Consider the following 23,599-nt stretch of genomic DNA (forward strand, 5'->3'; position numbering starts at 1 on the left):
GGGGAGGATTTGAACATGCTGCAAGTCGACAAGCTGCACCAGTACTACGGCGGTAGCCACATCCTGCGCGGCCTGAGTTTTGACGTGAAGGTCGGCGAAGTGACCTGCCTGCTCGGGCGTAACGGTGTGGGCAAGACCACGCTGCTCAAATGCCTGATGGGCCTGCTGCCGGCCAAGGAAGGCGCGGTGAACTGGGAAGGCCAACCGATCACCACGTTCAAGCCGCATCAACGGGTGCACGCGGGGATTGCCTACGTGCCGCAGGGCCGGGAGATTTTCGGCCGGCTGACCGTGGAAGAGAACCTGCTGATGGGGCTGTCGCGTTTTCCCGGCAGCGAAGCCAAAGAGGTGCCGGCGTTCATCTACGAGCTGTTCCCGGTGCTGCTGCAAATGAAACAGCGGCGCGGCGGCGACCTGTCCGGCGGACAGCAACAGCAGCTCGCGATTGGCCGCGCACTGGCCAGCCGTCCGCGCCTGCTGATCCTCGACGAACCCACCGAAGGCATCCAGCCGTCGGTGATCAAGGAAATCGGCGCGGTGATCAAGAAGCTCGCCGCCCGGGGCGACATGGCGATTCTGCTGGTGGAGCAGTTCTACGATTTCGCCGCCGAACTGGCCGATCAATACCTGGTGATGTCCCGGGGCGAGATCGTGCAGCAGGGCCGTGGCGAAAATATGGAAGCCGAAGGTGTACGCGGGCTGGTGACTATTTGAGGTTACGGTCTAATCTGTAGCGTCCTAACGATAATCAGAAAACATGAACTTACCTGTTGCGACTGCCCTGTTTACCCCGAGCTGGCACGCCGAGCTGGAGCTGGCCTACGCCCGCTTCGGCGATTGCACGCGGCCGACCCGCCGCCGGCACCTCGGCCCGTTGCGGGTGCAAAAGCACCTATACGCCGAAGGGCCCGAGGTCTGCCAGCACATCATCGTCCACCCGCCGGGCGGGATTGCCGGCGGTGACCGACTGGACATCAGCGCCCGCGTCGAACAGGGCGCCTGGGCACAGATCACCAGCCCCGGCGCGGCCAAGTGGTATCGCGCGGCGGGGCCCGCTTATCAGTCGCTGAACCTGCATGTCGCCGATGGCGCGACACTGGAATGGCTACCTCAGGAGACCATCGTCTACAGCGCCGCCCAGGCGGAACTCTCGACCTCGATTGAGCTTGAAGGCGACGCGCGGCTGTTCTACTGGGACGTGGTGGCGCTCGGGCGGCCGGCCAGTGGCGAGCGTTTCGACCTCGGGCATTTCCAGGCGCATCTGGATATTCGCCGTGATGGCCGGCTGCTCTGGCATGAGCGCCAGCGCATCGTTGGCGCTGACGGTTTGCTTGATTCGCCGATCGGACTGGATGGCAATCCGGTGTTTGCGACGTTGCTGGTCACCGGCGAAATCGATGCCGAACTGCTGGAGCGCTGCCGCTCGCTGGGCCACGACGTGCGCGGAGATCTGACGCAGTTGCCCGGTCTTTTGGTCGCCCGTTGCCTGGCCAGCGAAGCGTTGCTGGCGCGGGCCTGGCTGATCGATCTGTGGCGATTGCTCAGACCTGCGCTGCTCGGCCGCGAAGCCCTGCCCCCCCGAATCTGGAACACCTGATTTTCTTCAACTGCCGACAATGGATTTCAAACGATGGACCTGACCCCACGCGAAAAAGACAAGCTGCTGATCTTCACCGCCGGCCTCGTGGCCGAGCGGCGACTGGCCCGTGGCGTGAAGCTCAACTACCCGGAAGCCATGGCCTACATCTCGGCGGCGCTGCTCGAAGGCGCCCGTGACGGCCAGACCGTGGCCGAGCTGATGCACTACGGCACCACCCTGCTGACCCGCGATCAGGTGATGGAAGGCATCCCGGAAATGATCCCGGAGATCCAGGTCGAGGCGACGTTTCCCGACGGCACCAAACTGGTCACCGTCCACCAACCGATCGTCTGAGGCCGTGCCATGACCTACACCATCCGCGATGCCCTGCACGCCGACCTGCCGGCGATCCGCGACATCTACAACGACGCCGTGCTCAACACCACGGCGATCTGGAATGAGTCCGCCGTCGACCTCGGCAACCGTCAGGCCTGGTTCAGCGCCCGTCAGGCTCAGGGTTATCCGATACTGGTGATCGTCGACGCCGACAACACCACCCTCGGCTACGCTTCGTTCGGTGACTGGCGGCCGTTCGATGGTTTCCGCCACACCGTCGAGCACTCGGTCTACGTGCGCAGCGACCAGCGCGGCAACGGCCTCGGCCCGCAACTGATGACCGCGCTGATCGAACGCGCGAAAACCTGCGACAAGCACGTCATGGTCGCCGCCATCGAAAGCGGCAACGCCGCGTCGATCCGCCTGCACGAGCGCGCCGGTTTCATCACCACCGGGCAGATGCCGCAAGTCGGTACCAAGTTCGGCCGCTGGCTCGATCTGACCTTCATGCAACTGACCCTCAATCCTGGCGCGGAGCCGCCGACCGCCAACAAGGAGTGACACCGATGAACCCCGCCCAACTGCGACGCGTCAACGCTGAAAGTTTTGCGCACTATCGTCAGGGCCTGATCGACCTGCTGCTCGACGCCGTGGGGTATGGCGCCAGCGTCGGCTTCATGGCCGACCTTGATGCCACGCAGGCCCGCGCCTATTTCGACGATGTGCAGGACAACCTGAACAAGGGCAACGTGTTGCTGTGGGTGGTGGTCAAGGACGAACAGGTGCAGGCCAGCGTCCAGTTGAGCCTGTGCCAGAAAGCCAACGGCCTGAACCGTGCCGAGGTGCAGAAACTGCTGGTGCGTGAACACGCCCGGCGGCGCGGCCTCGGCCAGCAGTTGATGCAAGCGCTGGAACAGACCGCGCGTCAGTACAAGCGCGGCATGCTTTACCTCGATACCGAGGCCGGCTCCCCCGCCGAAGATTTCTACAAGGCTCTGGGCTACACCCGCGCCGGGGAAATTCCCGATTACGCCTGCGACCCGAACGGCACCTATCGCCCGACGGCCCTCTATTACAAAGTCCTGCAAGGAGCGAACTGATGATTCCCGGCGAATACCGGATCCAGCCCGGCGATATCGAACTCAATGTCGGTCGCCGCACCGTCAGCCTGAAAGTGGCGAACAGCGGAGACCGGCCGATCCAGGTCGGCTCGCACTACCATTTTTTCGAGACCAACGACGCCCTGACTTTCGACCGCGACGCCAGCCGTGGCATGCGCCTGAACATTCCGGCGGGCACCGCCGTGCGCTTCGAGCCGGGGCAGAGCCGCGAGGTGGAACTGGTGGACTATGCCGGGCACCGGCGGGTGTTCGGGTTTGCCGGGCGGGTCATGGGTGACCTCTGAAAGCAGCTCAGAGCTGCAAGCCGCGAGCTGCAAGTAAAAGGCAGTTTCGTGGCGCTCACACTTTTGCTTTTACTTGAAGCTCGCAGCTTGAAGCTTGCAGCTCAGTTCCGAGGAACGAGGAAATGAAACTAAGCCGTCAAGCCTACGCCGACATGTTCGGCCCCACCGTCGGCGACAAGGTGCGCCTGGCCGACACCGAGCTGTGGATCGAGGTCGAACAGGACTTCACCACCTACGGCGAAGAAGTGAAATTCGGCGGCGGCAAAGTGATCCGCGACGGCCAGGGCCAGAGCCAGTTGCTGGCGGCCGAAGTGGTCGACACCGTCATTACCAACGCGCTGATCATCGACCACTGGGGCATCGTCAAGGCTGACGTCGGCCTCAAGGACGGACGCATCGCTGCCATCGGCAAGGCCGGCAACCCGGACGTGCAGCCCGGCGTGACCATCGCCATCGGCGCCAGCAGCGAAGTGATTGCCGGCGAAGGCATGATCCTCACGGCCGGCGGCATCGACACCCACATCCACTTCATCTGCCCGCAGCAGATCGAAGAAGCGCTGATGAGCGGCGTCACCACCATGATCGGCGGCGGCACGGGGCCGGCCACCGGCACCAATGCCACGACCTGCACTTCGGGGCCGTGGCACCTGGCGCGAATGCTTCAGGCAGCGGATGCGTTCCCGATGAACATCGGCCTCACCGGCAAGGGCAACGCCAGCCTGCCGGAGCCTCTGATCGAACAGGTCAAGGCCGGCGCCATCGGCCTCAAGCTGCATGAAGACTGGGGCACCACCCCGGCGAGCATCGACAACTGCTTGAGCGTCGCCGACCAGTACGACGTGCAGGTGGCGATCCACACTGACACCCTCAACGAGTCCGGTTTCGTCGAAACCACCCTCGGCGCGTTCAAGGGTCGCACCATCCACACTTACCACACCGAAGGTGCCGGTGGCGGCCATGCGCCGGACATCATCAAGGCCTGCGGTTTCGCCAACGTGCTGCCGAGCTCGACCAACCCGACCCGGCCGTTCACCCGCAACACCATCGACGAACACCTCGACATGCTGATGGTCTGCCACCACCTCGACCCGAGCATTGCCGAAGACGTGGCGTTCGCCGAAAGCCGCATCCGCCGCGAAACCATTGCCGCCGAAGACATCCTGCATGACCTCGGCGCGTTCTCGATGATCAGCTCCGACAGCCAGGCCATGGGCCGCGTCGGCGAAGTCATCACGCGCACCTGGCAGACCGCCGACAAGATGAAAAAGCAGCGCGGCCCGCTGCCTCAGGACGGCGAAGGCAACGACAACTTCCGCGCCAAACGCTACATCGCCAAGTACACGATCAACCCGGCAATCACCCATGGCATCAGCCATGAAGTGGGTTCGGTGGAAGTCGGCAAATGGGCCGATCTGGTGCTCTGGCGTCCGGCATTTTTCGGCGTGAAGCCAACGTTGATCCTCAAGGGCGGCGCCATCGCCGCGAGCCTGATGGGTGACGCCAACGCCTCGATCCCAACCCCACAGCCGGTACACTACCGCCCGATGTTCGCCAGTTACGGCGGCTCGCTGCACGCCACCAGCCTGACCTTCATCAGCCAGGCGGCGCAGGAATCCGGATTGCCCGAAGCGTTGGGCCTGAAGAAGAAAATCGCGGTGGTCAAAGGTTGCCGCGACGTGCAGAAAACCGACCTGATCCACAACGATTACCTGCCCAACATCGACGTCGACCCGCAGACCTATCAGGTCAAGGCCGACGGCGTGTTGCTCTGGTGTGAACCGGCGGAAACCCTGCCGATGGCGCAGCGTTACTTTCTGTTCTGAGACAAAGCCCCGGTCGTCGAAGCGTTCGACGACCGGGGCTGGCAGTGCCTCAGCGGATTGAGGTGTCCATCAAATAACGCGAAGGGCCTGGCTGCTCGTCGTCGAGCGCGACCACCACCGGCTCGCCGGTTTCCAGGCGCGACAGGGCAATCAGTTGCTGATTGCGCTCAATGCTGCGTTCAACTTCAAGCATCTGTACCGCCTCCTGGTAAGCCGTGCTGGTCACGTCGTCATATTGATCCTCAAGGCGTTGCAGCTTTTCATCTGCGCTGCGCTTGAGCGCGCCGAGTTCGTCCGGGTACTTCTCGTTCAAGTACTGCACCCAGTAATCGCGGCTGATCAGTTCTTCATAGAAACGCTCGCCTCTTTCCGCCTTCACGACCGCATCACGCGCGGTCGCCAGCTCCTCCCCTCTGAGCGGTCGGGCGAAGCGCATATGGCCAGGTTGCCCCGGCAATTGCAGGCCATCCTGCCAGCCGGAGGTCAGGCCGATCCGATACTGCAAGCGCACTTCCGCAGGATCCGCATCACGGCCCATGCTGCGCGCGGCCAGCTTTTCCACCTCGCCCAGGCGGAACAGCTGACGCGACAGGTCGAGCAAGGCACGCCCCTTGACCGCCAGGCCCGGAGGCAGGTAGCGCAAGGCGTTGTACTCGAACACCTTGACTTCGATTTCACTGAACGCCAGGGTGCGTCCATCGACGCAGGTCGTGTGTGTGGTGGCCATGGAAAACAGCGTATCGCGCAGTTCCTGACTGTTATTGGCCGCCTCGACAACCTCCCACACCCGGCGTGTCAGATCAGCGCGAAACACCCGGAACTCCTCGGTGTCCGGCATCCGTGAAAGCAGATGGAAGAACGCTCCGTTATCAGGCTCCGCTGCCAGCCGCTGCCACATGGCCCGACAGCGTACGGCATCCTCTTGCGGAAGGTTTTCAATCCACGGCGTCGCTTGCAGTTCGAGGACACTTTCGGCGAGTGTCGGCACCACTTCATCCGGTTCCAGATCACTTTCGCTTCCCGTGTCTTCACCCTCACTCTCGGTGGTGCTGTCCATGTCATCGATCATTCGATCGATCTCGGCATACGTCAGACCCAGCACATCGTCACGTCCATGGGCATCGGCGTATTCACGCAGACGGATCAGGCTTTGCTGCGAGATTTCGAAGTTATCCGACAGATTGCTGCCGGCAATCAGTGCAGCATGGGTGCCGTCATACAACCCGGACGGAATCGAGGTTATTTCATTGCTGCTCAAGTCGACCGCCTGCAAACGCGGGGCTCGCAGCAGCCCCTCCGGCCACACAGTCAGCAGGTTGTCACGCAGGTCCAGCCGTTCCAGTCGCTGCAGACGGTCAACGCGCAGGGTACGCAGGCCGTTATGGCTGAGATCCAGCCACCGCAGTTGCGGCAGGCCCTCGAGCGTTTGATCCAGCGCTTCGGAATCCACGAGACCGGTGAGCGACAGTTCCAGTCGTTCCAGTTGCAGCATGTGCCCGACAGGCTCAGGGATAGCCGGCAAGTGATTGCCGCTCAGATTGAGCCTGCGCAATTGTGTGAAGGCCCGAAGGAAAGCATTGGAGCCATTGGTGGTGAGCTTGACTCCCGAGAGGTTCAGGGTGCCCACCGCCGCGAATGTTTGGTCCAGTGCGGGCAGGTCGCCGACCTGCAGACCGTCAAGGTTGAGTTCTCGGTCAGACACGCCATTCCAGTCGACGGTACTTTCACGCCAGCATTCCATGATGCGCCGGGCGGCGAGCTGGCGGGTGCGCGACGACACGACCCAATCCATGCCTCGGGTTTCATGGGTGAACAGCCAATCGTTCAGCCGCCGCGTCAGCGCCTCGAATGCCTGCTCCCATGCATTGATGCGTGCACCGATCTGCACCTCGGTCAGCCCTGCGCCCCGCATCCGCTCAATCGTCTGCTGTGTCTGCGCCTCTTCGAACGACGGGCACAGGCGCTGGATGCGCGAGCCCCACCCGCCGGGCCCCACGTCTGCCGGACTCGGCGCAAGCGGCAGCAACCGCCGGGCGATCACCGAGCCACTTTCGGCGGGCGGCGTACGATGGCGCGGCTCCTCCAGTGCAAAGCGTTGCAACGCCCCCGGCAACAGGCCTCTGGCGTCTTCGATACGCTGACGCGCGGTTGCCAGCGCCACTTCGGCCTGCGCATTCAGCGGGGTCCCGGCGAGGCTGGTATCGAGCAACAAGTCATCACGCCCCAGCAACACCTGCGGCAACGAGGTCAACCGGCTGTCGCTGAGATCCAGCCAGGTCAGGTCCGGCAGCAACTCCGCCCCCACCGGCCATTCGCGCAGGGCCGTTGCACTCAGGTCCAGGGCCTTCAGGCGATTCATACCGCGCACGTCAATACTGCTCAGCGGGTTGCCATGCAGGTTCAGGGTTTCGAGTGCCGGCAGATCGCTTGAATCGATCGGCAGTTCCGCCAGGCCACAATGGCTCAGATCGAGGGTATCGACCCCGCGAAAGGTCCGAATGAAACGGCGCAACTGCTCGACCGGGGCCTGCAATCCGGGCAGCTGCAGACTTCTGACATGGTTGAACCCGTCAGCCGAGAGCGTCGGCAGGCTGTCCAGCGGCGAGCCTGGAATATCCAGCACCGTGGCGTCATTGGGCAGGCTGACATACAAGTTGTAGAACACGCTTTCGGTACGCGCGCCGTAGCGCTGGAACAACCCGCTGCGCCAACTGGCTTTCAGCGCCTCAGCCACCTCCGCGCGTGCAGCACCACCATTGGAAGCCGTTGGATCGGAACCGATCCACTCCTCAAGCCGGTCGAGTTCACTGAACTGCTCGCTCAAGGTTTCGATCGCGGCGAACCGGCTGCCGACATCCGTCCATTGCGCCTTGAACCCCGTATTCAAGACATCCAGAAGACTCCTTTCCATGCCGACAAAACGCTTGAGCTCACCGCGACAATAGTCTGCGACCATTTCGTCCAGATCGATGAGGTGCCGAGGCTGACTCCGAACGAATTCGTAGATCGGCTTGAACACCCGGCGCGGGAACTTCGACCAGTCCAGTGACAGCCCGGACAACAATCGTTGATGGCCTTCATAGATCTCCATTGGCAGGGTTTCGATCGCGGTCGATCGCAGGTTCAGGCGCTCCAGTCGAGGCAACTCCAGAACACCTCTCGGCCATTGGTGCATTTGCGGACTGCCGAGTTCGAGCCTGCGCAATTGACGCATGCCGCCGACGTCGAGGGTCATGGGCACCACCGGGTTCATGCCCCCGGAGGTACAGCGCAGCTCCAGCTCTTCAAGCCGGGTCAGCTCCCGAAGTCGCGACGCCACCTGTCCGGTAATCGGTGTGGAGAGTTTCAGTCGGGTCATCTGGCGCAGCGTCTTCAACGTCGCGAGCACTTTGTCGAACTCCGCAATGCTCGAGGTCAGGGACAGTTTCTCGACATTGGGAAACGCCGAAAGCGTATCGCTGACCACCGGCGCGTGCAGCGTCAGCTCTCTGACATGCGTAAAGTCTGCGGTCAATGACGGCAGCGGCACTTCACCGATCAACGTCAGGCGAGCCGCCAGCGGATCATGTTCGGCCAACGGCGCATTTCGCCAGCACTCCTTGATGTTCTGCACCACGCTGACGAACTCGTCAGGGGTCGTGCGCAGACGCAGGTTCTGCGACGTCAGCCATTGCTCAAGGGTTGTTTCCAGCTCTCGCCACTCGCTCAACCGGTTGTTGAGCAAATGAAAGATCTGCTGATCGCTCTTGCCCAGACGCCATTGTTCAAGAATGAAGCCGCGAGCCTGCACGTCGGTCAACTGCGGGTAGACGCTCTGGACATGAGCCGTCAACGCCGGACTGGGCCCTGGCCCATCACCGCTGGCGGGATAGCCAAGCAGTTTGGAAGCAATGCGTTGCGGCGGCTTGAACCATGGTTGTTCGGCGCTGCGTGCACGCAGAATCCGGGCCGATTCACTGCGCTCGGTGAACGCCCGTTCGATGATCGCAGCTTGCAGATCGACGCTCTGCCCGACATTCGGCAGCCCCAATGCATGACGCGCCTGATCGGGCAAGGCGTGCATCAGCGAGGCGTAAAAGTTGTCGCCCCGATGGGGAATACTGTTGAGCGGTTCGCCACGCTCATTGGCCGCCTGCCAGGCATCTGCGTACTTGACCAGATACTTGCGTGTGCTGGCCGTTTCGCTGCCGATGGCATCCAGCATCGGACCGTTGATACTGCCTTCACGTATTTCCAGACGCAGGTCATCGGACCAGCCTGGCAAGCGGCCCAGCGTCTGCAAGGCCAGATGGCGGCTGTCAGGCGAGGCCATGGTTTCACTGCGCAACCCGGCCAGTCCCCGGTTCAGGCGCTCTGCCTGGCCATACCAGCGACCGAGCTCCTGCACGTGCAACGGAACCGGCGCTGCGCTGTCCAGACGTACCAGTTCTGCGGCATTGGCGTGGCCCACCGCGGCCATCGCCGCACGATCGCTCAGCCCCGGAATCACTCGTTGCAGCTTTGCCGCCCGGGAATCGACAGGCTCGATCCCCTTGAGAAGACGGTCGAACAGCGCGGGCTGTTGCGCGCTGGCAAAATCGGCAATCTGAATGGACAACTCCTTCGCCCTTGCTGCCCGAACGCGCGCGGGCTCGCCACCCAACAGACGAACCGTCTCCGCCTCGTCCAGTGTCGCGAGTATTCGGGTCGGCAACGCACCGTTCAGCACTTCGGCCCGGCTGACCCGGATCGGCGCCTTGCCGCCGCGCTGCGTCCCGTAACGGATGGCACGCCCCGAGAGATCAGAACTGTCGTAGATCTGCAGCTGGCGCCCGAATGGCCAGCGGGGCATGTCGGGAAGCAGCGGCAACAGGTGCATGAATCGACTGTCCACCGCCTGCTTCCCTGTGGCCTGTTCGACAATCAATCCGGCATCGCGCTCGGCGTTGAACAATTGCATGGCGTGCGCCAGTTCCGGCGGCGGCAAGGCGTTGTCCAGGTGCATCTTGCGCAACGCGTTGTCGCTGATACCGGCGACATCGGCCATCGCCAGTAATTGCTCGTCAGCAAACGCGTCAGTGCTGTGGCCGATGCGCCGCAACAGCGTCAACCGGTCCCAGTCCTGCGGGCGCTCCAGGGTATGTCGCCAGGCGCCGGCGCCGTTGTGCGTCAGGAGCGGCTGGTAGGCTTGCGAATCGTCCGGATGCTGAATGCGCCAGGCTTTGCGCGACTCATCGTAAGTCTGCTGATAGGTTTTGCCGTCGAGGCGGATGTAGTTTTTTTCTCCCGCCGCGTACTGCCCCAGCGCATTCGGTGCAACATTCGTTTGCAGTGCGACCGGACTTTCGTAGCCATTCAGATCAGATTTCCACAAACGGGTCGTACCGTCGGGCATTTCCACCTGGTGCAGGTTCTCGATGACCGGTGTCGATCTGGCGGCAGTCAGCCGAGCGAGGCCTTTCCCGGCACCCGCCATCAAGGCAATCAACGCAATGTTTTGCGCGACATCGATCAGATGGGCCTTGGCGGCCTTGCGATCACCTTCACTCCACTCGTTGGCGCATTCAAGGGTTTCTTCGAGCAGTTGCGCGGCCATCACCACCATCATCACTTCACCCAGCACCGGCACGAACATCGAGACGCCCATCAGCACCAGCATGCCGATGTTCAACAACGCGGCGAGTTTTTCCGAACGCACCCTGGCGTCGACATCCGCCGTAGGCACCGCGTGGCTGCGGGCATCGGCGAGCAAACGGTCGCGATGCTGCTCGAACTGGTAACGCCACAGGTCGATATTGTCCGGCCAGAGCCCGCCTCCCTTGCGGGGAAGGGCAACCGGGTTCAGATAGGGATCGGTGTTCGGCACCTGTGCGACCGGCGGTGCGGGCGGTAATTCGCGAACTCCGGTCAGCGCCGCGTTGATCGGGTTGAGCGCCTTGAGCAGTTCGTTGAGCAGCGATCCGTAGGGCGCCACCCTTTGTGTGAGCGTACGGTCCGGTGTGTCGTCGGTGAATTGGCCGAAGTAGTGCGGTCGGTCGGCATACGCGACGAACTGGCTGAAAAACCGTTGGTAGCTATTGGGTTCTGCAGGATGAGCCTGAGTGGCGTCGGATGCGGTGAACCGCTGCTTGAACATCGCTGCGATCTCCCGCCCCTTGTAGCGTTTGAGCGGATGGTAGGGATCGCCCGGGATGTACAGGATCGAGTCGTCACTGGAACGATATTTCTCGCAGATCGTGAACATCACGCAGCCGGTCATGCGGCGGCCCATCAGGCCCAGATCGCGAAACCAGATCTGCCGATGGCCCTGGCGCGGCGCCAGTTCACCGTTCAGGATCGAACGAATCGAAGCGTAGTCCTCGTGTCCGATATCACCTTTGACCAACGCCAGTTCGGCCGCCGCGTGCAGAGCGCTTTTATGCGCGTCGATGAATTTGTCGCGCAGCACCTGTTCGGCCACCGCGTCCCGGGGGTGCAGGAAATCCTTGAGGTAAGCCTGATACTTCGCACCGATGTCCAGGGAACGGCACAGACTAGTGAACTGCTCGACCGTCAGCGGTGTGCTCAATGGCGCAAGCGTGCCGGGTGTCGGGGTTTCACTGCGAAATCCCGACGTTTCATGGAAGGCGCCACTTTTACATTCACGGTCTTCGAAGTTGTGCAGCGCCGCTTGCAGCAAAGGCAGTTTCAAGACTTCGAAGAAGCCGATGTCGATGGCAAAAATCCCCACCTCCACCGGTTTGTTCAGCACCAGCCAGGTCTTGTTGACATCCAGCGTCACGTTGAACCGGTCCTTGAGGGCCTTGGTGAGCAGCGGCGCGGCGAAACTGTCGATGTCCTGGAAGGTCGACATGGCCTTATCCAGGGATGTCTGGGCGGCAAGGCTGGCGGTTACGGCATCTCCTACAGCCTTGCGTTGATCGCGGGATGCGCGCAGGTACCAGTCCGGCGTGGCGGAATCGGCATTTTTCAGGGCCTCGCGCTGGTTTGGCGATGCATTGATCAACCACTGAGGGCTGGACTGCTCAAGAAAATCAGCGTGCAGGCTTTGCGTCACGACCGGCACCCGCGGCGTTGCTGCGGTGTCCGGCGAAGGTGGGGCGACAGGCAATTCGGACATGGTTTCGCTCCTTGAAATGGAGCAAAAGCAGACCATGACGACAATTTGCGACTGCGGTACATAAATCTCGCAACACAGCGTCTTGTCAGTGGAAATTACAAGCTCGAGCGGCGCTTTCATTCCCGCGCAAAGAGACTAATATTCGAACGCCCCGCCTTGAATTTCCAGGAACCCGGACATGCGTTTATCCGAATTTATCCGGCAACATGCAAATCGCATCGTCGAGGAGTGGGAACAGTTCGCCAGGACCATCACCCCGGCGGCCGAGACCATGGACAGGGCAGCGCTGCGCGATCATGCCAGAGAGATTCTGCTGGCCGCCGCCCGCGACATGGACACCGCACAGACCGCCAGCGAGCAGATCGCCAAGGCCAAGGGCGAAGGCCCGGAGAAAACCCCGAGCCTGGACGAGGCCGGCGCCAGCCACGGTGAGTTGCGCCACACAGTGGGCTTCGACCTGGTGCAGATGACGTCCGAGTTCCGTCATTTGCGCGCCTGTGTGATTCGCCTCTGGGTCGACAGTCTGGAATCGCCGGACATGGCGTACTTTCAGGACATGATCCGTTTCAACGAAGCCATTGATGAAGCCCTGGCCGAATCGACGGCTGCCTACGCCGAGCAGGTCGATCATTCCCGGGACATTTTTCTCGCGATACTCGGCCATGACCTGCGCGCGCCTTTGCAAGCGGTGACCATGTCGATCGAACTGCTGATGCGCAAGACCGCGTTACAGGACGATGCCCTTCAGTGCGCCCTCAACATCAAGCAGGGTTCGCGGCACATGGCGGCGATGGTCAGCGACCTGCTGGAACTGGTGCGCAGCCGCCTGGGCAAGAGCCTGCCGATCGAACCGGCGCCGATGGACCTGGCCGACGCGGCCCGCGCGGCCATCGCCGAAGCCTGCGCCGGCAATCCGGAAAGTGATCCGACACTGAAAACCGAGGGTGACACCCGTGGCAACTGGGACGCCGGACGGATCGATCAACTGCTGCAGAATCTGATCGGCAATGCCTTGCAGCATGGGTCTGATCCGCGCGAAGTGATCGTGACGTTGAAGGGAGAAGCCAGGCACGTGCTGCTGACCGTGCACAACTGCGGCAACCCCATTCCCGCAGAAGCCATCGGCACGATTTTCGATCCATTGGTGCGCAGTGCCGACGAAGAACTCGGCCAGCCGTCGACCAGCCTCGGTCTGGGCCTGTTCATCATCAAGGAAGTGGTGACCGCCCACGGCGGGGCGATCGAAGTCAGTTCAAGCGAAGCCGACGGTACGCTGTTCAGCGTGACGCTGCCCAGACAGGTTTGAAACGCTACTCGACCACCAGCCGCGCCAGACGCTGACGGAGCATGCGGTTCTCGGATCGCAACTCCTGCACTTCTTCCAGCAGGTCCAGCGCCAGGGCGACGCCTTCCCATTCCAGCTCCAGGTCGCGCCGCAGCTTGGCGGCGCGTTTGGCCAGGGTCAGTTCGTAGTCGGTGAAGCGCCATTCCCTGGGCTGGGTGCCCTGAGGTTCGAGGATGCCGTGTTCGACGATTTCGATCACGTAGACGTCCGACAGGTCGGCCGCCTCACAGAATTCTGCCATGTCCAGTTGAACGATCAGGGGGCTGCTCATGATGGGCTACTCCGTCGTCAGTATCAGAAGTTCTCGCGCGGGTTGAAGGCGGCCTTCTTCGCCAGTTCCTGCCACAGCGCCTTGACGTCATCGCCGTTGGCTTTGGGCATCACGGCCTTTAGCTGGACGAACAGATAACCGCGCTCGCCCGCCTTGTTCTGCAGACCGTGGCCCTTGGCACGCATGCGCTGGCCGTTCTGGCTGCCGGCCGGGACCTTGAGGTTGATCTTGCCGGTGAGGGTCGGCACGGCCACTTCGGCGCCCAGCGCCAGCTCCCAGGGAGCGAGCGGCAAGGTGATGATCAGGTTTTCGCCTTCGACGTCGAATTTCGGGTGCGGCGCGAAACGGATGGTCAGGTACAGATCGCCATTGGCGCCGCCACCGATGCCCGGTGCGCCCTGGCCCTTGAGGCGGATGCGCTCGCCGTCGGCCACACCGGCCGGGATCTTCACGTTCAGGCTCTTGCTGGTGTTGCTGACGTGCTGGCCCGAACCGTTGTATTGCGGGACCTGGAAGCTGATCTTTTTCGATTCGTTCGAAAGCGTCTCTTCCAGAAAGATCGGCAGTTCCAGTTCCACGTCTTGCCCTCGCCGTCCGGCGCTGCGGGATTGCCGGCCAGCGCCGCCACCGAAACCGGGGCCGCGATTGCCGAAGATCGAACTGAAGAAGTCCGAGAAGTCGCCGGTGTCGCCACTGCCGCCACGGCTTTGCCAGCCCGGCGGGCCCTGAAACGGCTGACCGTGCTGGCCATAACGACGCAGTTCGTCGTATTCGGCGCGCTTGTCGGCGCTTTTCAGCGCTTCATAGGCTTCCGAGGCGTCCTTGAACTTGGCCTCGGCGTCCTTTTCCTTGCTGACATCGGGGTGGTATTTGCGCGCGAGCTTGCGATAGGCAGCCTTGATTGCCTTGTCGTCAGCCGTCGGCTCCACGCCGAGTATCTTGTAATAGTCTTTGAAGTCCATCGAAGGAATCACCATCCGTTATCGATTTCGCGCCGATGCCAGCATGCGCCTATTCGCGCGTGCCGGGTTGACCGATCTCAAGTTTGTGACCGGGTGGCGCAGCAGAAGTTTATCGGCAGTGGACGGCGGTTCTTGCGACCGCCGGTATGTCTGCCGGCCCATGCCAGCAAGTTTGGGGCAAAGCGCCGAGTTTCAAGCAAGCTTAGTCGTGAAATAGCAGATGACCGGCCTTCGAATCTGTCGCGCACTGACATACACTGCGCGGCCGTTTTTTTGACCGGAACCGAAAGACCATGAAAGACGCCTCTCCAGCCCGTGCCTGCGGCATCGACTTCGGCACGTCCAACTCCACCGTCGGCTGGCTGCGCCCCGGCATGGAAACGATGATCGCGCTGGAAGACGACAAGATCACCCTGCCGTCGGTGGTCTTTTTCAACATCGAAGAGCGCCGTCCGGTTTACGGCCGTCTGGCGCTGCACGAGTACCTGGAAGGCTACGAAGGCCGGCTGATGCGCTCGCTCAAGAGCCTGCTGGGTTCCAAGCTGATCAAACACGACACCAGCGTCCTCGGCACCGCGATGCCGTTCAAGGACTTGCTCGGGCTGTTCATCGGCCAGCTCAAGAGCCGCGCCGAAGCGACCGCCGGTCGTGAGTTCGAGCAAGTGGTGCTGGGCCGTCCGGTGTTCTTCGTCGACGACGATCCGCTGGCCGACCAGGAAGCCGAAGACACCCTGGTGGAAGTGGCACGTAAGCTCGGCTTCAAGGACGTGTCGTTCCAGTACGAGCCGATTGCCGCGGCCTTCGACTACGAGTCGACCATCGAAAAGGAAGAGCTGGTCCTGATCGTCGACATCGGCGGTGGTACCTCGGACTTCTCGCTGGTGCGCCTGTCGCCCGAGCGTCGTGGTGTGGATAACCGTCACGACGACATCCTCGCCACCGGCGGCGTGCACATCGGCGGGACCGACTTCGACAAACAGCTGAGCCTGCAGGGCCTGATGCCACTGTTCGGCTACGGCAGCCGCATGAAGAGCGGCGCATTCATGCCAACCAGCCACCACATGAACCTGGCGACCTGGCACACCATCAACTCGGTGTACTCGCAGAAATCGACCCTGGCTCTGAGCAGCATGCGTTACGACATCGAGGACACCGGCGGCATCGACCGTCTGTTCAAGCTGATCGAACAGCGCGCCGGGCACTGGCTGGCGATGGAAGTGGAGGAAACCAAGATCCACCTGACCCATAACGACAGCCGTCATGTGCCGCTGGATCGCATCGAGTCGGGCCTGAGCGTTGAATTGACCCGGGCGCTGTTCGAGTCGGCCATCGAGTCGCAGCTCGAGCGCGTGCGCGGCAGCGTCACCCAGTTGCTGGCCGACGCCAATGTGGCGGTGGGTCAGGTCGATACGGTGTTCTTCACCGGTGGTTCCAGCGGCATTCCGGCACTGCGCAACAGCGTCTCGGCGATGCTGCCGAACGCGCGGCATGTTGAAGGCAACATCTTCGGCAGCATTGGTAGCGGTCTGGCGATTGAAGCCATGAAGCGCTACGGCGTTTAACGCCAGCCTCAAGTTGCAAGCTTCAAGCTACAAGTAAAAGCAAAGGCAAGAGCGACCACCGCTCTTGCCTTTTTCTTGCGGCTTGCAGCTCAAAACTCGCAGCTGCTTTTAAACCATCCCGCCCAGCTTCAGCTCACTCTTCAGATACGCGTAATAAATCGGCCCCGCCACCACCCCCGGCAGGCCGAACGCGGCCTCGAACACCAGCATTGCCAGCAGCAACTCCCAGGACTTGGCACTGATCTGCCCGCCGACGATGCGCGCGTTGAGAAAGTATTCGAGCTTGTGGATAAAGATCAGGTAACCCAGCGCCGCAATCGCCACCCAGATCGACAGCGACAGGCCGACGATGGTGATCAGCGTGTTCGACATCAGATTGCCGATCACCGGCAGCAGACCGAGCAGGAAGGTCAGCACGATCAGGGTCTTGGTCAGCGGCAGCTTGATCCCGAACAGCGGCAGGACCACCGCCAGGAAGATCCCGGTGAAGAAGGTGTTGAGCAGGGAAATCTTGATCTGCGCGAACACGATATTGCGAAACGCCTGAACCAGCAGATGCAGACGGTCGAACAGGGCGGCCGCCAGCGGCTTGCGCTTGGTGACGTCCGGCACGCGCTGCAAGGCGATGATCGCGCCCAGCACCATGCCGATCAGCAGCGTCACGAACATGTGCGCCGCGTCCTTGCCCACCAGTTGCAGTTCGGACAAATGCTTGCTCGCCCATTCACCGATGGCCACCCGGAACTCGGCGGCACTGGCCGGCAGGTAGGCGTCGATGAACGGCGGCAACTGTCCACGCGCACGGTCGACCACGCCCATGAATTTGTCGAGGGAAGCGCCAGGGTTTTCCGCCTCATGCAGCAGGAAACTGATGGCGCCAGCGAAGATCAGCGTCAGCACACTCACCACCAGCGTGCCCAGCAGCGCCACCGCCAGCCAGCGCGCACGCCGGCCTTCGATCAGCCGTTGCAGTTGCGGGGTGAGCATGTTGACCAGTTCAAACACCAGCAACCCGGCCAGCAGGCTGGGCAGCAAACGCAATGGCAACACCAGCAACAGACCGCCGAAAATGATGATGCAACTGACCCAGAACACAACATGACGCTCAGAAAACGTTGGCATACAGCCTCAAAACGAACGGCGTAAAAGGATTGGCAGTCTGCCAGCGATCCTTGGGGAGCACTAGGGATATGCGGTGTTTGTAGGTTTGGGGCTCGGCTTGAGAACCACCCCTCACCCTAGCCCTCCCGAAACGTCGGACCGCCCGTAGGGAGAGGGAACTGACCGAGTAGATTTAGAGAACTCCCGTAACCTGAAAGACCTGGTCGATTCTGGATTCAGCGCCGCACGTTCAGGTCGGCGCAAAAACCAGCCAATCGGTCCCCTCTCCCTCTGGGAGAGGGTTAGGGTGAGGGCCTGGATCCCAAGCCGGACACATCTGCCAGTCACCACTCAAACCCGCTTTATTTTTTCTTCAGGCAATCACTCATGAAGGTCTTGCGCGCATCACCCGTCAGCGCCTTGGTCTTGGCATCGGCATTACAGGTTTTCATCTTTTCCTGCTGCGGGGTCAGAGCCTTGGCGTCGTTGGCCGCTGGGGCTGCCTTGAGGCAGGTGCTCATGAAGGCTTTGCGCTCGTCGCCCTTGAGGCTCTTGGCCGTGGCGTCGGCGTTGCAGGTGGTCATCTTGTTCTGTTGCGCCGTGGCGGCGAAACCCTGGGAGCACAGCAGCAGACCGATCATCAACAAAGGGACACGCAACATCTTCATGGAGTTTTCTCCTTGGCGCCGCCTCGATGGAGGTGGCCTCTGCTGGAGTGTAGTCAAAGCTTGTTACACCTTCCTGGCCTCAAGATGGCTGCGCCGATACTGCTCCGGGGTACATCCGGCCTGCCGGGCAAACATGGCGATGAAGGCCGAGCCGCTGCTGTAGCCGAGATCGAAAGCGATTTCCTGCACGCTGCGCGCAGACTCCAGCGCCTCGATGGCCGCGAGATAACGCAGCCGCTGACGCCATTCGCCGAAACTCATCCCCAGCTCCCGCACGAATTGCCGAGCCAGGGTGCGCTCACTGACATGCACCTGCGCCGCCCAGTGCGCCAGCGGCTGATTGTTGCCGGGCTCGGCCTGCAGGGTTTCGAGAATGGTCAGCAAACCGGGGCTGCTGGCGTAAGGCAAATAGCATTGGTGCACCGGCGCCTGGCGCAGTTGATCCACCAACACCTGGGCCAGGCGCTGGTCGGCTTCGAACGCGGGGATCTTCACATCACGGGCGGCGAAGTCCTTGAGGATCGCCTTGAGAATGTCGCTGATCGCGAGAGTGCAGGCCTGCGCCGGCAAATCGGAACAGACCTCCGGCGCCAGGCACACCGCCCGATAATTGACCGGCTGATGACTGTAGAAACTGTGCTCGACCTGCGGCGGCACCCACACCGCGTACTGCGGCGGCGACATGAAGCGGCTGCCATCGACATCCATATGCAGCACGCCGTGGGCCGCGTATTCCAACGTGCCCCACGGATGGCGATGCGGCGCGGCGTATTCGTGGGCATTGAAATCGGCATAGCGGAAATACACTGCCGACGGCAGTTCGCTGAAATCCAGCAGATCGATGTGTTTACTGTTCATGCTGTCCGGAATCAGGGGCGGGTTGTCCGGTTCGCAGTATAGGCCTGCATCCAGACAGGGGATAATCGCCGTTCATCAACGTACTGGTTTCTCCTCCCATGCAATACGCGTTTCCCCTGCTGGCGATTTTCATCTGGGCCGGCAACACCGTGATCAACAAGCTCGCGGTCGGTGCGATCTTTCCCGCCGAGATCGGCTTTTACCGCTGGCTGCTCGCCGGCCTGCTGTTTACCCCGTTCATGCTCAAGAAGGTGATCGCGCACTGGCCGCAGATTCGCCCGAACCTGGGCAAAATCTTCATCCTCGGTGTACTCGGCATGGCGGTCTACCAGAGCCTGGCCTACTTCGCCGCGACCCTGACCAGCGCCACCAACATGGGCATCATCCTGTCCCTGATGCCGCTGATGTCGCTGGCCATGGCGATCATCAGCCTCGGCCAGCGCCTGACGGCCGGTGCGCTGGTCGGTGCGCTGCTGTCGTTCGCCGGTGTGCTGGTGGTGGTGTCGTCCGGCAGCCTCGGCGCACTGCTGCAACACGGGGTGAACCTGGGTGACGCGATGATGCTGGTCGCCACCCTCGCCTACGCGATCTACAGCACCCTGCTGAAAAAATGGCAGCTGCGCCTGCCGCCGCTGGTGTTGCTGTATTTGCAGGTGCTGGTGGCGGTGGTGGTGCTGTTTCCGCTGTACGCCGTGTCGCCGAAAACCGGCCTGACCCTGCAGAACATTCCGCTGGTGCTGTATGCGTGCCTGCTGGCCTCGATGCTCGCGCCGCTGGCCTGGATGCAGGCCGTGCAGCGCCTGGGGCCGAGCCGGACCACGCTGTTCTTCAACCTGCTGCCGTTGATCACCGCGCTGATTGCTGCGGTGGTATTGAAGGAACAGCTGGCGATGTATCACCTGGTCGGTGGCTTGCTGACGCTGGGCGGGGTGATTCTTTCCGAGCGTTGGACCACCGTCCTCGGTCGCTCCCGCACCCCGAGCGCCGCCTAGACCCCGGCGGCTTTCAACCGCGCCGCATGCTCGACAAACAGCCGCACCGGATCCGCGCCTTTGCCGACCAGTCCCAGCGACTGGTTGACGATGTCGAAGTGATCCATCGGGTAGTCATCGCCGATGACCGTGCCCAGGTGCGAACTGTAGCGGCCGACCATGCCGTCGCACTGCCCCGGCTCGCGCACGAAGGTTTTGGCGAACAACCGGCAACTGCGGTTGGTGCCGTCGAACAGGTTGCCACCGCGATCGGTCTTGCCCGGCTGCAACGTGCCGGACCACGAGTAATAACGCACACCGTTGACCTCTTCCGGCCCGTGCCCGCCCCAGGTCTCAGGCAAGCCCTGTGGATAACGCTGGTTGAACAGCGCCACGCCTTCAGTGGTCAGGGAATGGTGCGAGGCGTGGATATCCACCGGCAGTTTCGGCCCGTGGTAGCCGGTTTCCAGCAGCGCCATCAGCCAGCCGACAAAACGCAACAGCGCCTCGAGGATTCGGCCCTTGGCGCTGTCCGCCGGATAATGTTTCGCCAGATAGTCGGCCAGTTCCGAACCGTGATTGGGGCCGGCCACCGACGTCACCGACGCCACCAGATCCGGACGCTTGGCCGCCGCGTAACGTGCCGTCAGCGAGCCCTGGCTATGGCCGAACAGATTGACCTTGGCCGCGCCGGTCTCGCGCAGGATTTCATCGATGCGCGTCAGCAACTGCTCGCCGCGCACTTCGGTGGAATTGAGCGGCGACACCTGCACCGCAATCACCGTCGCCCCACCCCGGCGCAACGCTTTGATGATCCCGTACCAGTAGGGGTACAGCACCAGACGGATGAAACCGAGCATTCCCGGCACCAGCACCAGTGGGTAACGTGTGGCCGAATCTTGCGACATGGGCAAACATCCTTGTGGTCGGTGAGTGGATGCAGGGCGTGCAAAACGCCCGCCAAGCATCCTCCTCGATGATGACAACTCCACGACCAGCCTACTTCAGCCCCACCACCCCCGCCACAATCAGCCCCACCGACAGCAACTTCACCAGCGTCAGACTCTCGCCCAGCAGGGCGAAACCGAGAAACACCGTGCCGAGCGAGCCGATGGCGGTCCAGATCGGATAGGCGATGCTTACCGGCAACTCGCGCATCGCCAGGGTCAGGAAATAAATCCCGCCCACCGCCGCGACCACGGTGATCAGCGACGGCCAGAGCCGGGTGAAACCCTCGGCGTACTTCATGCCCATGGCGAATGTGACCTCGAACCCGGCCGCGATCAGCAGAAACAGCCAGGCCACCTAGAACTCCCGGGCCAGGTCGAGCAAGCGCTGCTCGGCCTCGGCCACCGACACCGCGAAGGTGCGCTCGGCGGATTCCTCGCCCTCGGCGGCGACCACCGTGACATCGTTGATGCCGATGAAGCCCAGCGCGGTGCGCAGCCATGGATCGGCGTGGTTCAGCGCCTCCAGCTCTCCGCCCGGGCCGAAACCGAAACCGCCGCGACTGGTGACGATCAGCGCCTTCTTACCGTGCAACAGCGGCGTGTACTGGGCGATGCCGTTGTCCAGGGTGTGGTCGAACGTCAGGCCCAACCGGACGATCTGATCGACCCAGGCCTTGAGGCCGCTGGGCACGTTGAAGTTGTACATCGGCGTGGAAATCAGCAGCAGGTCGTGATCGAACAGCTCGCCCACCAGTTGATCGCTGAACGCCAGATCGGCCTGCATCGTCAGCGGTCGTGCTTCGGGCTCCGGGTAAAACGCCGCCGCGACAAACGCCTCATTAACCGCCGGAATCAGCGCCCGCCCGACTTCACGGCGGGTAATCTGAGCCTGTGGATGACGGACTTGCCAGGCGCTGAGAAAGGTTTCCGCCAGACGCCGCGAATGGGAACGCTCACCGCGAGGGCTGGCATGGATCACAAGAATCTTGCTCATCTGAATCTCCTTGGGACTAGACTTGAGTGACGGTGTGGCGCCAGATTGCAGGCATCACCTCATCGCCTCAAATGAGCAAAAATCAGTCAGGATGAATTGATTTCATCCGTGGAGTTTCCATGTTTGCTGCCTTGCCCCTGACCGCCCTGCGCGCGTTCGAATCCGCCTCACGCCTGTTGAGTTTCAAGGCGGCCGCCGAAGAACTGGCGGTGACGCCGACGGCGATTTCCCATCAGATCCGCTCGCTGGAGGACTGGCTCGGCGTGGCGCTGTTCGAACGCCTGCCGCGTCAGGTGCGCCTGACCGAGGGCGGCGAGCGGCTGTTTCGCAGCCTGCACGGCGCGTTTCTGGAAGTGGCGCAAAGCGTCGACACCCTGCGCCCGCAACGCAGCGGCAGCAGCCTGACGCTGTCGACCACCGCCGCGTTTGCTGCGCTGTGGCTGGTGCCGCGACTGGGGCGGTTTTACGCCAGGCACCCGAACATCAATGTGCGCCTGGATACGCATTGCGAAGTGATCGATCTGCATCAGGACGCCAGTGTCGACCTGGTATTGCGCTACAGCCTCGACGATTACCCGAACCTCTACGGGTTGTGCCTGTTCGATGAATCGTTCGGCGTGTACGGCTCGCCGGAACAGGTGGCGCTGGCCGCCCGTCGCACCCCGGCGCTGATCAGCGTGCATTGGCACAATTCGAAGCTCTACGCTCACGGCTGGGAGGCGTGGTGCGCGCAGTCGGGCGAAAACTGGTTGAATCAGCACCCGGCCGTCCGCGAATACGACGAAGAGCATTACGCCCTGCAAGCGGCCATTGCCGGACAGGGGCTGGTGCTGGCGAGCAATATTCTGGTGTCGCAGAGCGTCGCCAGTGGTCTGCTGGTGCCGTACAAGGGTGAAGTGCAGGTGGATGGCGCCGGTTACAGCGCACTTTGCGTACCGGGCCGTGAACGGCATCCACCGGTGAAGGCGTTTTTTGCCTGGCTGCGCGAGGAGGCATTGCTTTCGGGACATGCCCCGCGCTGAATCCGACAAAACTTTTTGCCGCGTTCATCACTCACAACCTGGTAACGATCACGTCAGCAGAACGTGACGCCAATCGGATTAGCCTCCAGGAGACTGAAATGAGTGATCTGCATTTGTCTGATGTTCAAACCCTGCGCGAGCGCGCACGTCAGCACGTGGAAAACGGCGCGGTGACCGAAAGCTACAGCGCCAACCGTGAAGAAGTGCTGCGCCTGCTCAACGAGTCGCTGGCCACTGAACTGGTCTGCGTCTTGCGCTACAAGCGCCACTACTTCATGGCCAACGGCCTGAAAGCCAACGTCGCCGCCAACGAGTTCCTGGAACATGCCACCCAGGAAGCCGGACACGCCGACCGTCTCGCCGAACGCATCGTGCAACTGGGCGGCGAGCCCGAGTTCAACCCGGACTTGCTGTCGAAGATGTCCCACGCGCAATACGTGGCCGGCAACACCTTGAAGGAAATGGTCTACGAGGACCTGGTGGCCGAGCGGATCGCCATCGACAGCTACCGCGAGATCATCCAGTACATCGGTGAAAAGGACCCGACCACCCGCCGGATCTTCGAAGACATCCTGGCTCAGGAAGAAGAGCATGCCGATGACATGGCCGACATACTGAAAGACCTCTAATCCCCGCTACCCCCGCTGACCGAT

General features: G+C 62.1%; 21 protein-coding genes. 12 read left to right on the top strand and 9 right to left on the bottom strand.

The annotated features are described in order from the left end of the window. Positions 1-15 precede the first annotated feature (15 nt). From urtE to ureC, 7 genes are all read left to right on the top strand, one after another. Positions 16-714 carry an urea ABC transporter ATP-binding subunit UrtE gene (gene urtE, locus ACM6JM_RS03375; RefSeq protein WP_039766753.1) on the top strand — a complete coding sequence of 233 codons (699 nt, stop codon included), beginning with the start codon at positions 16-18 and terminating at the stop codon, positions 712-714. A gap of 43 nt (positions 715-757) precedes the next feature. Continuing rightward, positions 758-1,597 (top strand): urease accessory protein UreD, encoded by an 840-nt coding sequence (locus tag ACM6JM_RS03380; protein WP_414881339.1) that lies wholly within the window; start codon positions 758-760, stop codon positions 1,595-1,597. Between the two features lie 33 nt (positions 1,598-1,630). Next, the gene (gene ureA, locus ACM6JM_RS03385; RefSeq protein WP_039766748.1) at positions 1,631-1,933 is read left to right on the top strand and encodes an urease subunit gamma; all 303 of its coding nucleotides are present in this window, start codon (positions 1,631-1,633) and stop codon (positions 1,931-1,933) included. A 9-nt stretch (positions 1,934-1,942) separates the two neighbouring features. Next, a complete protein-coding gene (locus ACM6JM_RS03390; RefSeq protein WP_039766747.1) occupies positions 1,943-2,476 on the top strand; it encodes a GNAT family N-acetyltransferase in 534 nt (177 codons plus the stop codon). Positions 2,477-2,481: 5 nt separating this feature from the next. Further along, positions 2,482-3,015: a GNAT family N-acetyltransferase gene (locus ACM6JM_RS03395; protein ID WP_039766745.1), complete on the top strand. Its 534-nt coding sequence runs from the start codon at positions 2,482-2,484 to the stop codon at positions 3,013-3,015. Beyond that, the gene (locus ACM6JM_RS03400; protein ID WP_085611034.1) at positions 3,015-3,320 is read left to right on the top strand and encodes an urease subunit beta; all 306 of its coding nucleotides are present in this window, start codon (positions 3,015-3,017) and stop codon (positions 3,318-3,320) included. The genes ACM6JM_RS03395 and ACM6JM_RS03400 overlap by 1 nt, the downstream gene beginning before the upstream one ends. Before the next feature lie 122 nt (positions 3,321-3,442). Next, on the top strand, positions 3,443-5,143 hold the full coding sequence (gene ureC / locus ACM6JM_RS03405; RefSeq protein WP_103386770.1) for an urease subunit alpha: 1,701 nt from the start codon (positions 3,443-3,445) through the stop codon (positions 5,141-5,143). A 49-nt stretch (positions 5,144-5,192) separates the two neighbouring features. Here the strand turns inward: ureC and ACM6JM_RS03410 are convergent, their stop codons facing one another. Next, complete coding sequence (locus ACM6JM_RS03410) at positions 5,193-12,242, bottom strand: NEL-type E3 ubiquitin ligase domain-containing protein (RefSeq protein WP_414881340.1); 7,050 nt, start codon at positions 12,240-12,242, stop codon at positions 5,193-5,195. Between the two features lie 178 nt (positions 12,243-12,420). On the opposite strand from ACM6JM_RS03410, the gene ACM6JM_RS03415 reads away from it, so the two are divergent. Then, positions 12,421-13,548, top strand: coding sequence for an ATP-binding protein (locus ACM6JM_RS03415; protein ID WP_414881341.1), 1,128 nt, complete (start codon positions 12,421-12,423; stop codon positions 13,546-13,548). 4 nt (positions 13,549-13,552) lie between these two features. Here ACM6JM_RS03415 and ACM6JM_RS03420 read toward each other — a convergent pair whose 3' ends face one another. Both ACM6JM_RS03420 and ACM6JM_RS03425 read right to left on the bottom strand, forming a co-directional pair. Continuing rightward, positions 13,553-13,858, bottom strand: coding sequence for a chaperone modulator CbpM (locus ACM6JM_RS03420; protein WP_085667737.1), 306 nt, complete (start codon positions 13,856-13,858; stop codon positions 13,553-13,555). A 23-nt stretch (positions 13,859-13,881) separates the two neighbouring features. Next, a complete protein-coding gene (locus ACM6JM_RS03425; RefSeq protein ID WP_039766790.1) occupies positions 13,882-14,820 on the bottom strand; it encodes a DnaJ C-terminal domain-containing protein in 939 nt (312 codons plus the stop codon). Positions 14,821-15,113: 293 nt separating this feature from the next. On the opposite strand from ACM6JM_RS03425, the gene ACM6JM_RS03430 reads away from it, so the two are divergent. After that, positions 15,114-16,382 carry an Hsp70 family protein gene (locus ACM6JM_RS03430; protein WP_414881342.1) on the top strand — a complete coding sequence of 423 codons (1,269 nt, stop codon included), beginning with the start codon at positions 15,114-15,116 and terminating at the stop codon, positions 16,380-16,382. Positions 16,383-16,490: 108 nt separating this feature from the next. Here ACM6JM_RS03430 and ACM6JM_RS03435 read toward each other — a convergent pair whose 3' ends face one another. The 3 genes from ACM6JM_RS03435 to ACM6JM_RS03445 all read right to left on the bottom strand — a co-directional run bounded on the left by ACM6JM_RS03435 (position 16,491) and on the right by ACM6JM_RS03445 (position 19,009). After that, on the bottom strand, positions 16,491-17,504 hold the full coding sequence (locus ACM6JM_RS03435; RefSeq protein WP_011332225.1) for an AI-2E family transporter: 1,014 nt from the start codon (positions 17,502-17,504) through the stop codon (positions 16,491-16,493). 341 nt (positions 17,505-17,845) lie between these two features. Then, positions 17,846-18,151 carry a PsiF family protein gene (locus tag ACM6JM_RS03440; protein WP_064379136.1) on the bottom strand — a complete coding sequence of 102 codons (306 nt, stop codon included), beginning with the start codon at positions 18,149-18,151 and terminating at the stop codon, positions 17,846-17,848. Positions 18,152-18,214: 63 nt separating this feature from the next. Then, on the bottom strand, positions 18,215-19,009 hold the full coding sequence (locus ACM6JM_RS03445; protein ID WP_074689660.1) for an AraC family transcriptional regulator: 795 nt from the start codon (positions 19,007-19,009) through the stop codon (positions 18,215-18,217). 98 nt (positions 19,010-19,107) lie between these two features. On the opposite strand from ACM6JM_RS03445, the gene ACM6JM_RS03450 reads away from it, so the two are divergent. Next, positions 19,108-20,001 carry a DMT family transporter gene (locus tag ACM6JM_RS03450; RefSeq protein WP_064593155.1) on the top strand — a complete coding sequence of 298 codons (894 nt, stop codon included), beginning with the start codon at positions 19,108-19,110 and terminating at the stop codon, positions 19,999-20,001. Here the strand turns inward: ACM6JM_RS03450 and ACM6JM_RS03455 are convergent. The 3 genes from ACM6JM_RS03455 to ACM6JM_RS03465 all read right to left on the bottom strand — a co-directional run bounded on the left by ACM6JM_RS03455 (position 19,998) and on the right by ACM6JM_RS03465 (position 21,924). Beyond that, a complete protein-coding gene (locus ACM6JM_RS03455; RefSeq protein WP_221534722.1) occupies positions 19,998-20,888 on the bottom strand; it encodes an esterase/lipase family protein in 891 nt (296 codons plus the stop codon). The two genes, ACM6JM_RS03450 and ACM6JM_RS03455, sit on opposite strands and share 4 nt — an antisense overlap. A gap of 91 nt (positions 20,889-20,979) precedes the next feature. Continuing rightward, entirely contained in the window at positions 20,980-21,285 is a 306-nt protein-coding gene (locus ACM6JM_RS03460) for a DMT family transporter (RefSeq protein WP_007950617.1), read from the bottom strand. Beyond that, entirely contained in the window at positions 21,286-21,924 is a 639-nt protein-coding gene (locus tag ACM6JM_RS03465; RefSeq protein WP_414881343.1) for an FMN-dependent NADH-azoreductase, read from the bottom strand. A 119-nt stretch (positions 21,925-22,043) separates the two neighbouring features. Between ACM6JM_RS03465 and ACM6JM_RS03470 the strand changes: the two genes are divergently transcribed. Together ACM6JM_RS03470 and ACM6JM_RS03475 are read left to right on the top strand one after the other, a co-directional pair. After that, positions 22,044-22,946: a LysR substrate-binding domain-containing protein gene (locus ACM6JM_RS03470; RefSeq protein WP_074689655.1), complete on the top strand. Its 903-nt coding sequence runs from the start codon at positions 22,044-22,046 to the stop codon at positions 22,944-22,946. Between the two features lie 98 nt (positions 22,947-23,044). Further along, positions 23,045-23,575 (top strand): ferritin-like domain-containing protein, encoded by a 531-nt coding sequence (locus ACM6JM_RS03475; RefSeq protein ID WP_414881344.1) that lies wholly within the window; start codon positions 23,045-23,047, stop codon positions 23,573-23,575. The last annotated feature ends 24 nt before the right edge of the window (positions 23,576-23,599 follow it).

Origin of the sequence: Pseudomonas sp. IT-P2, from assembly GCF_949767575.1 — a bacterium.
GTDB classification, from domain to species: domain Bacteria; phylum Pseudomonadota; class Gammaproteobacteria; order Pseudomonadales; family Pseudomonadaceae; genus Aquipseudomonas; species Aquipseudomonas pharyngis.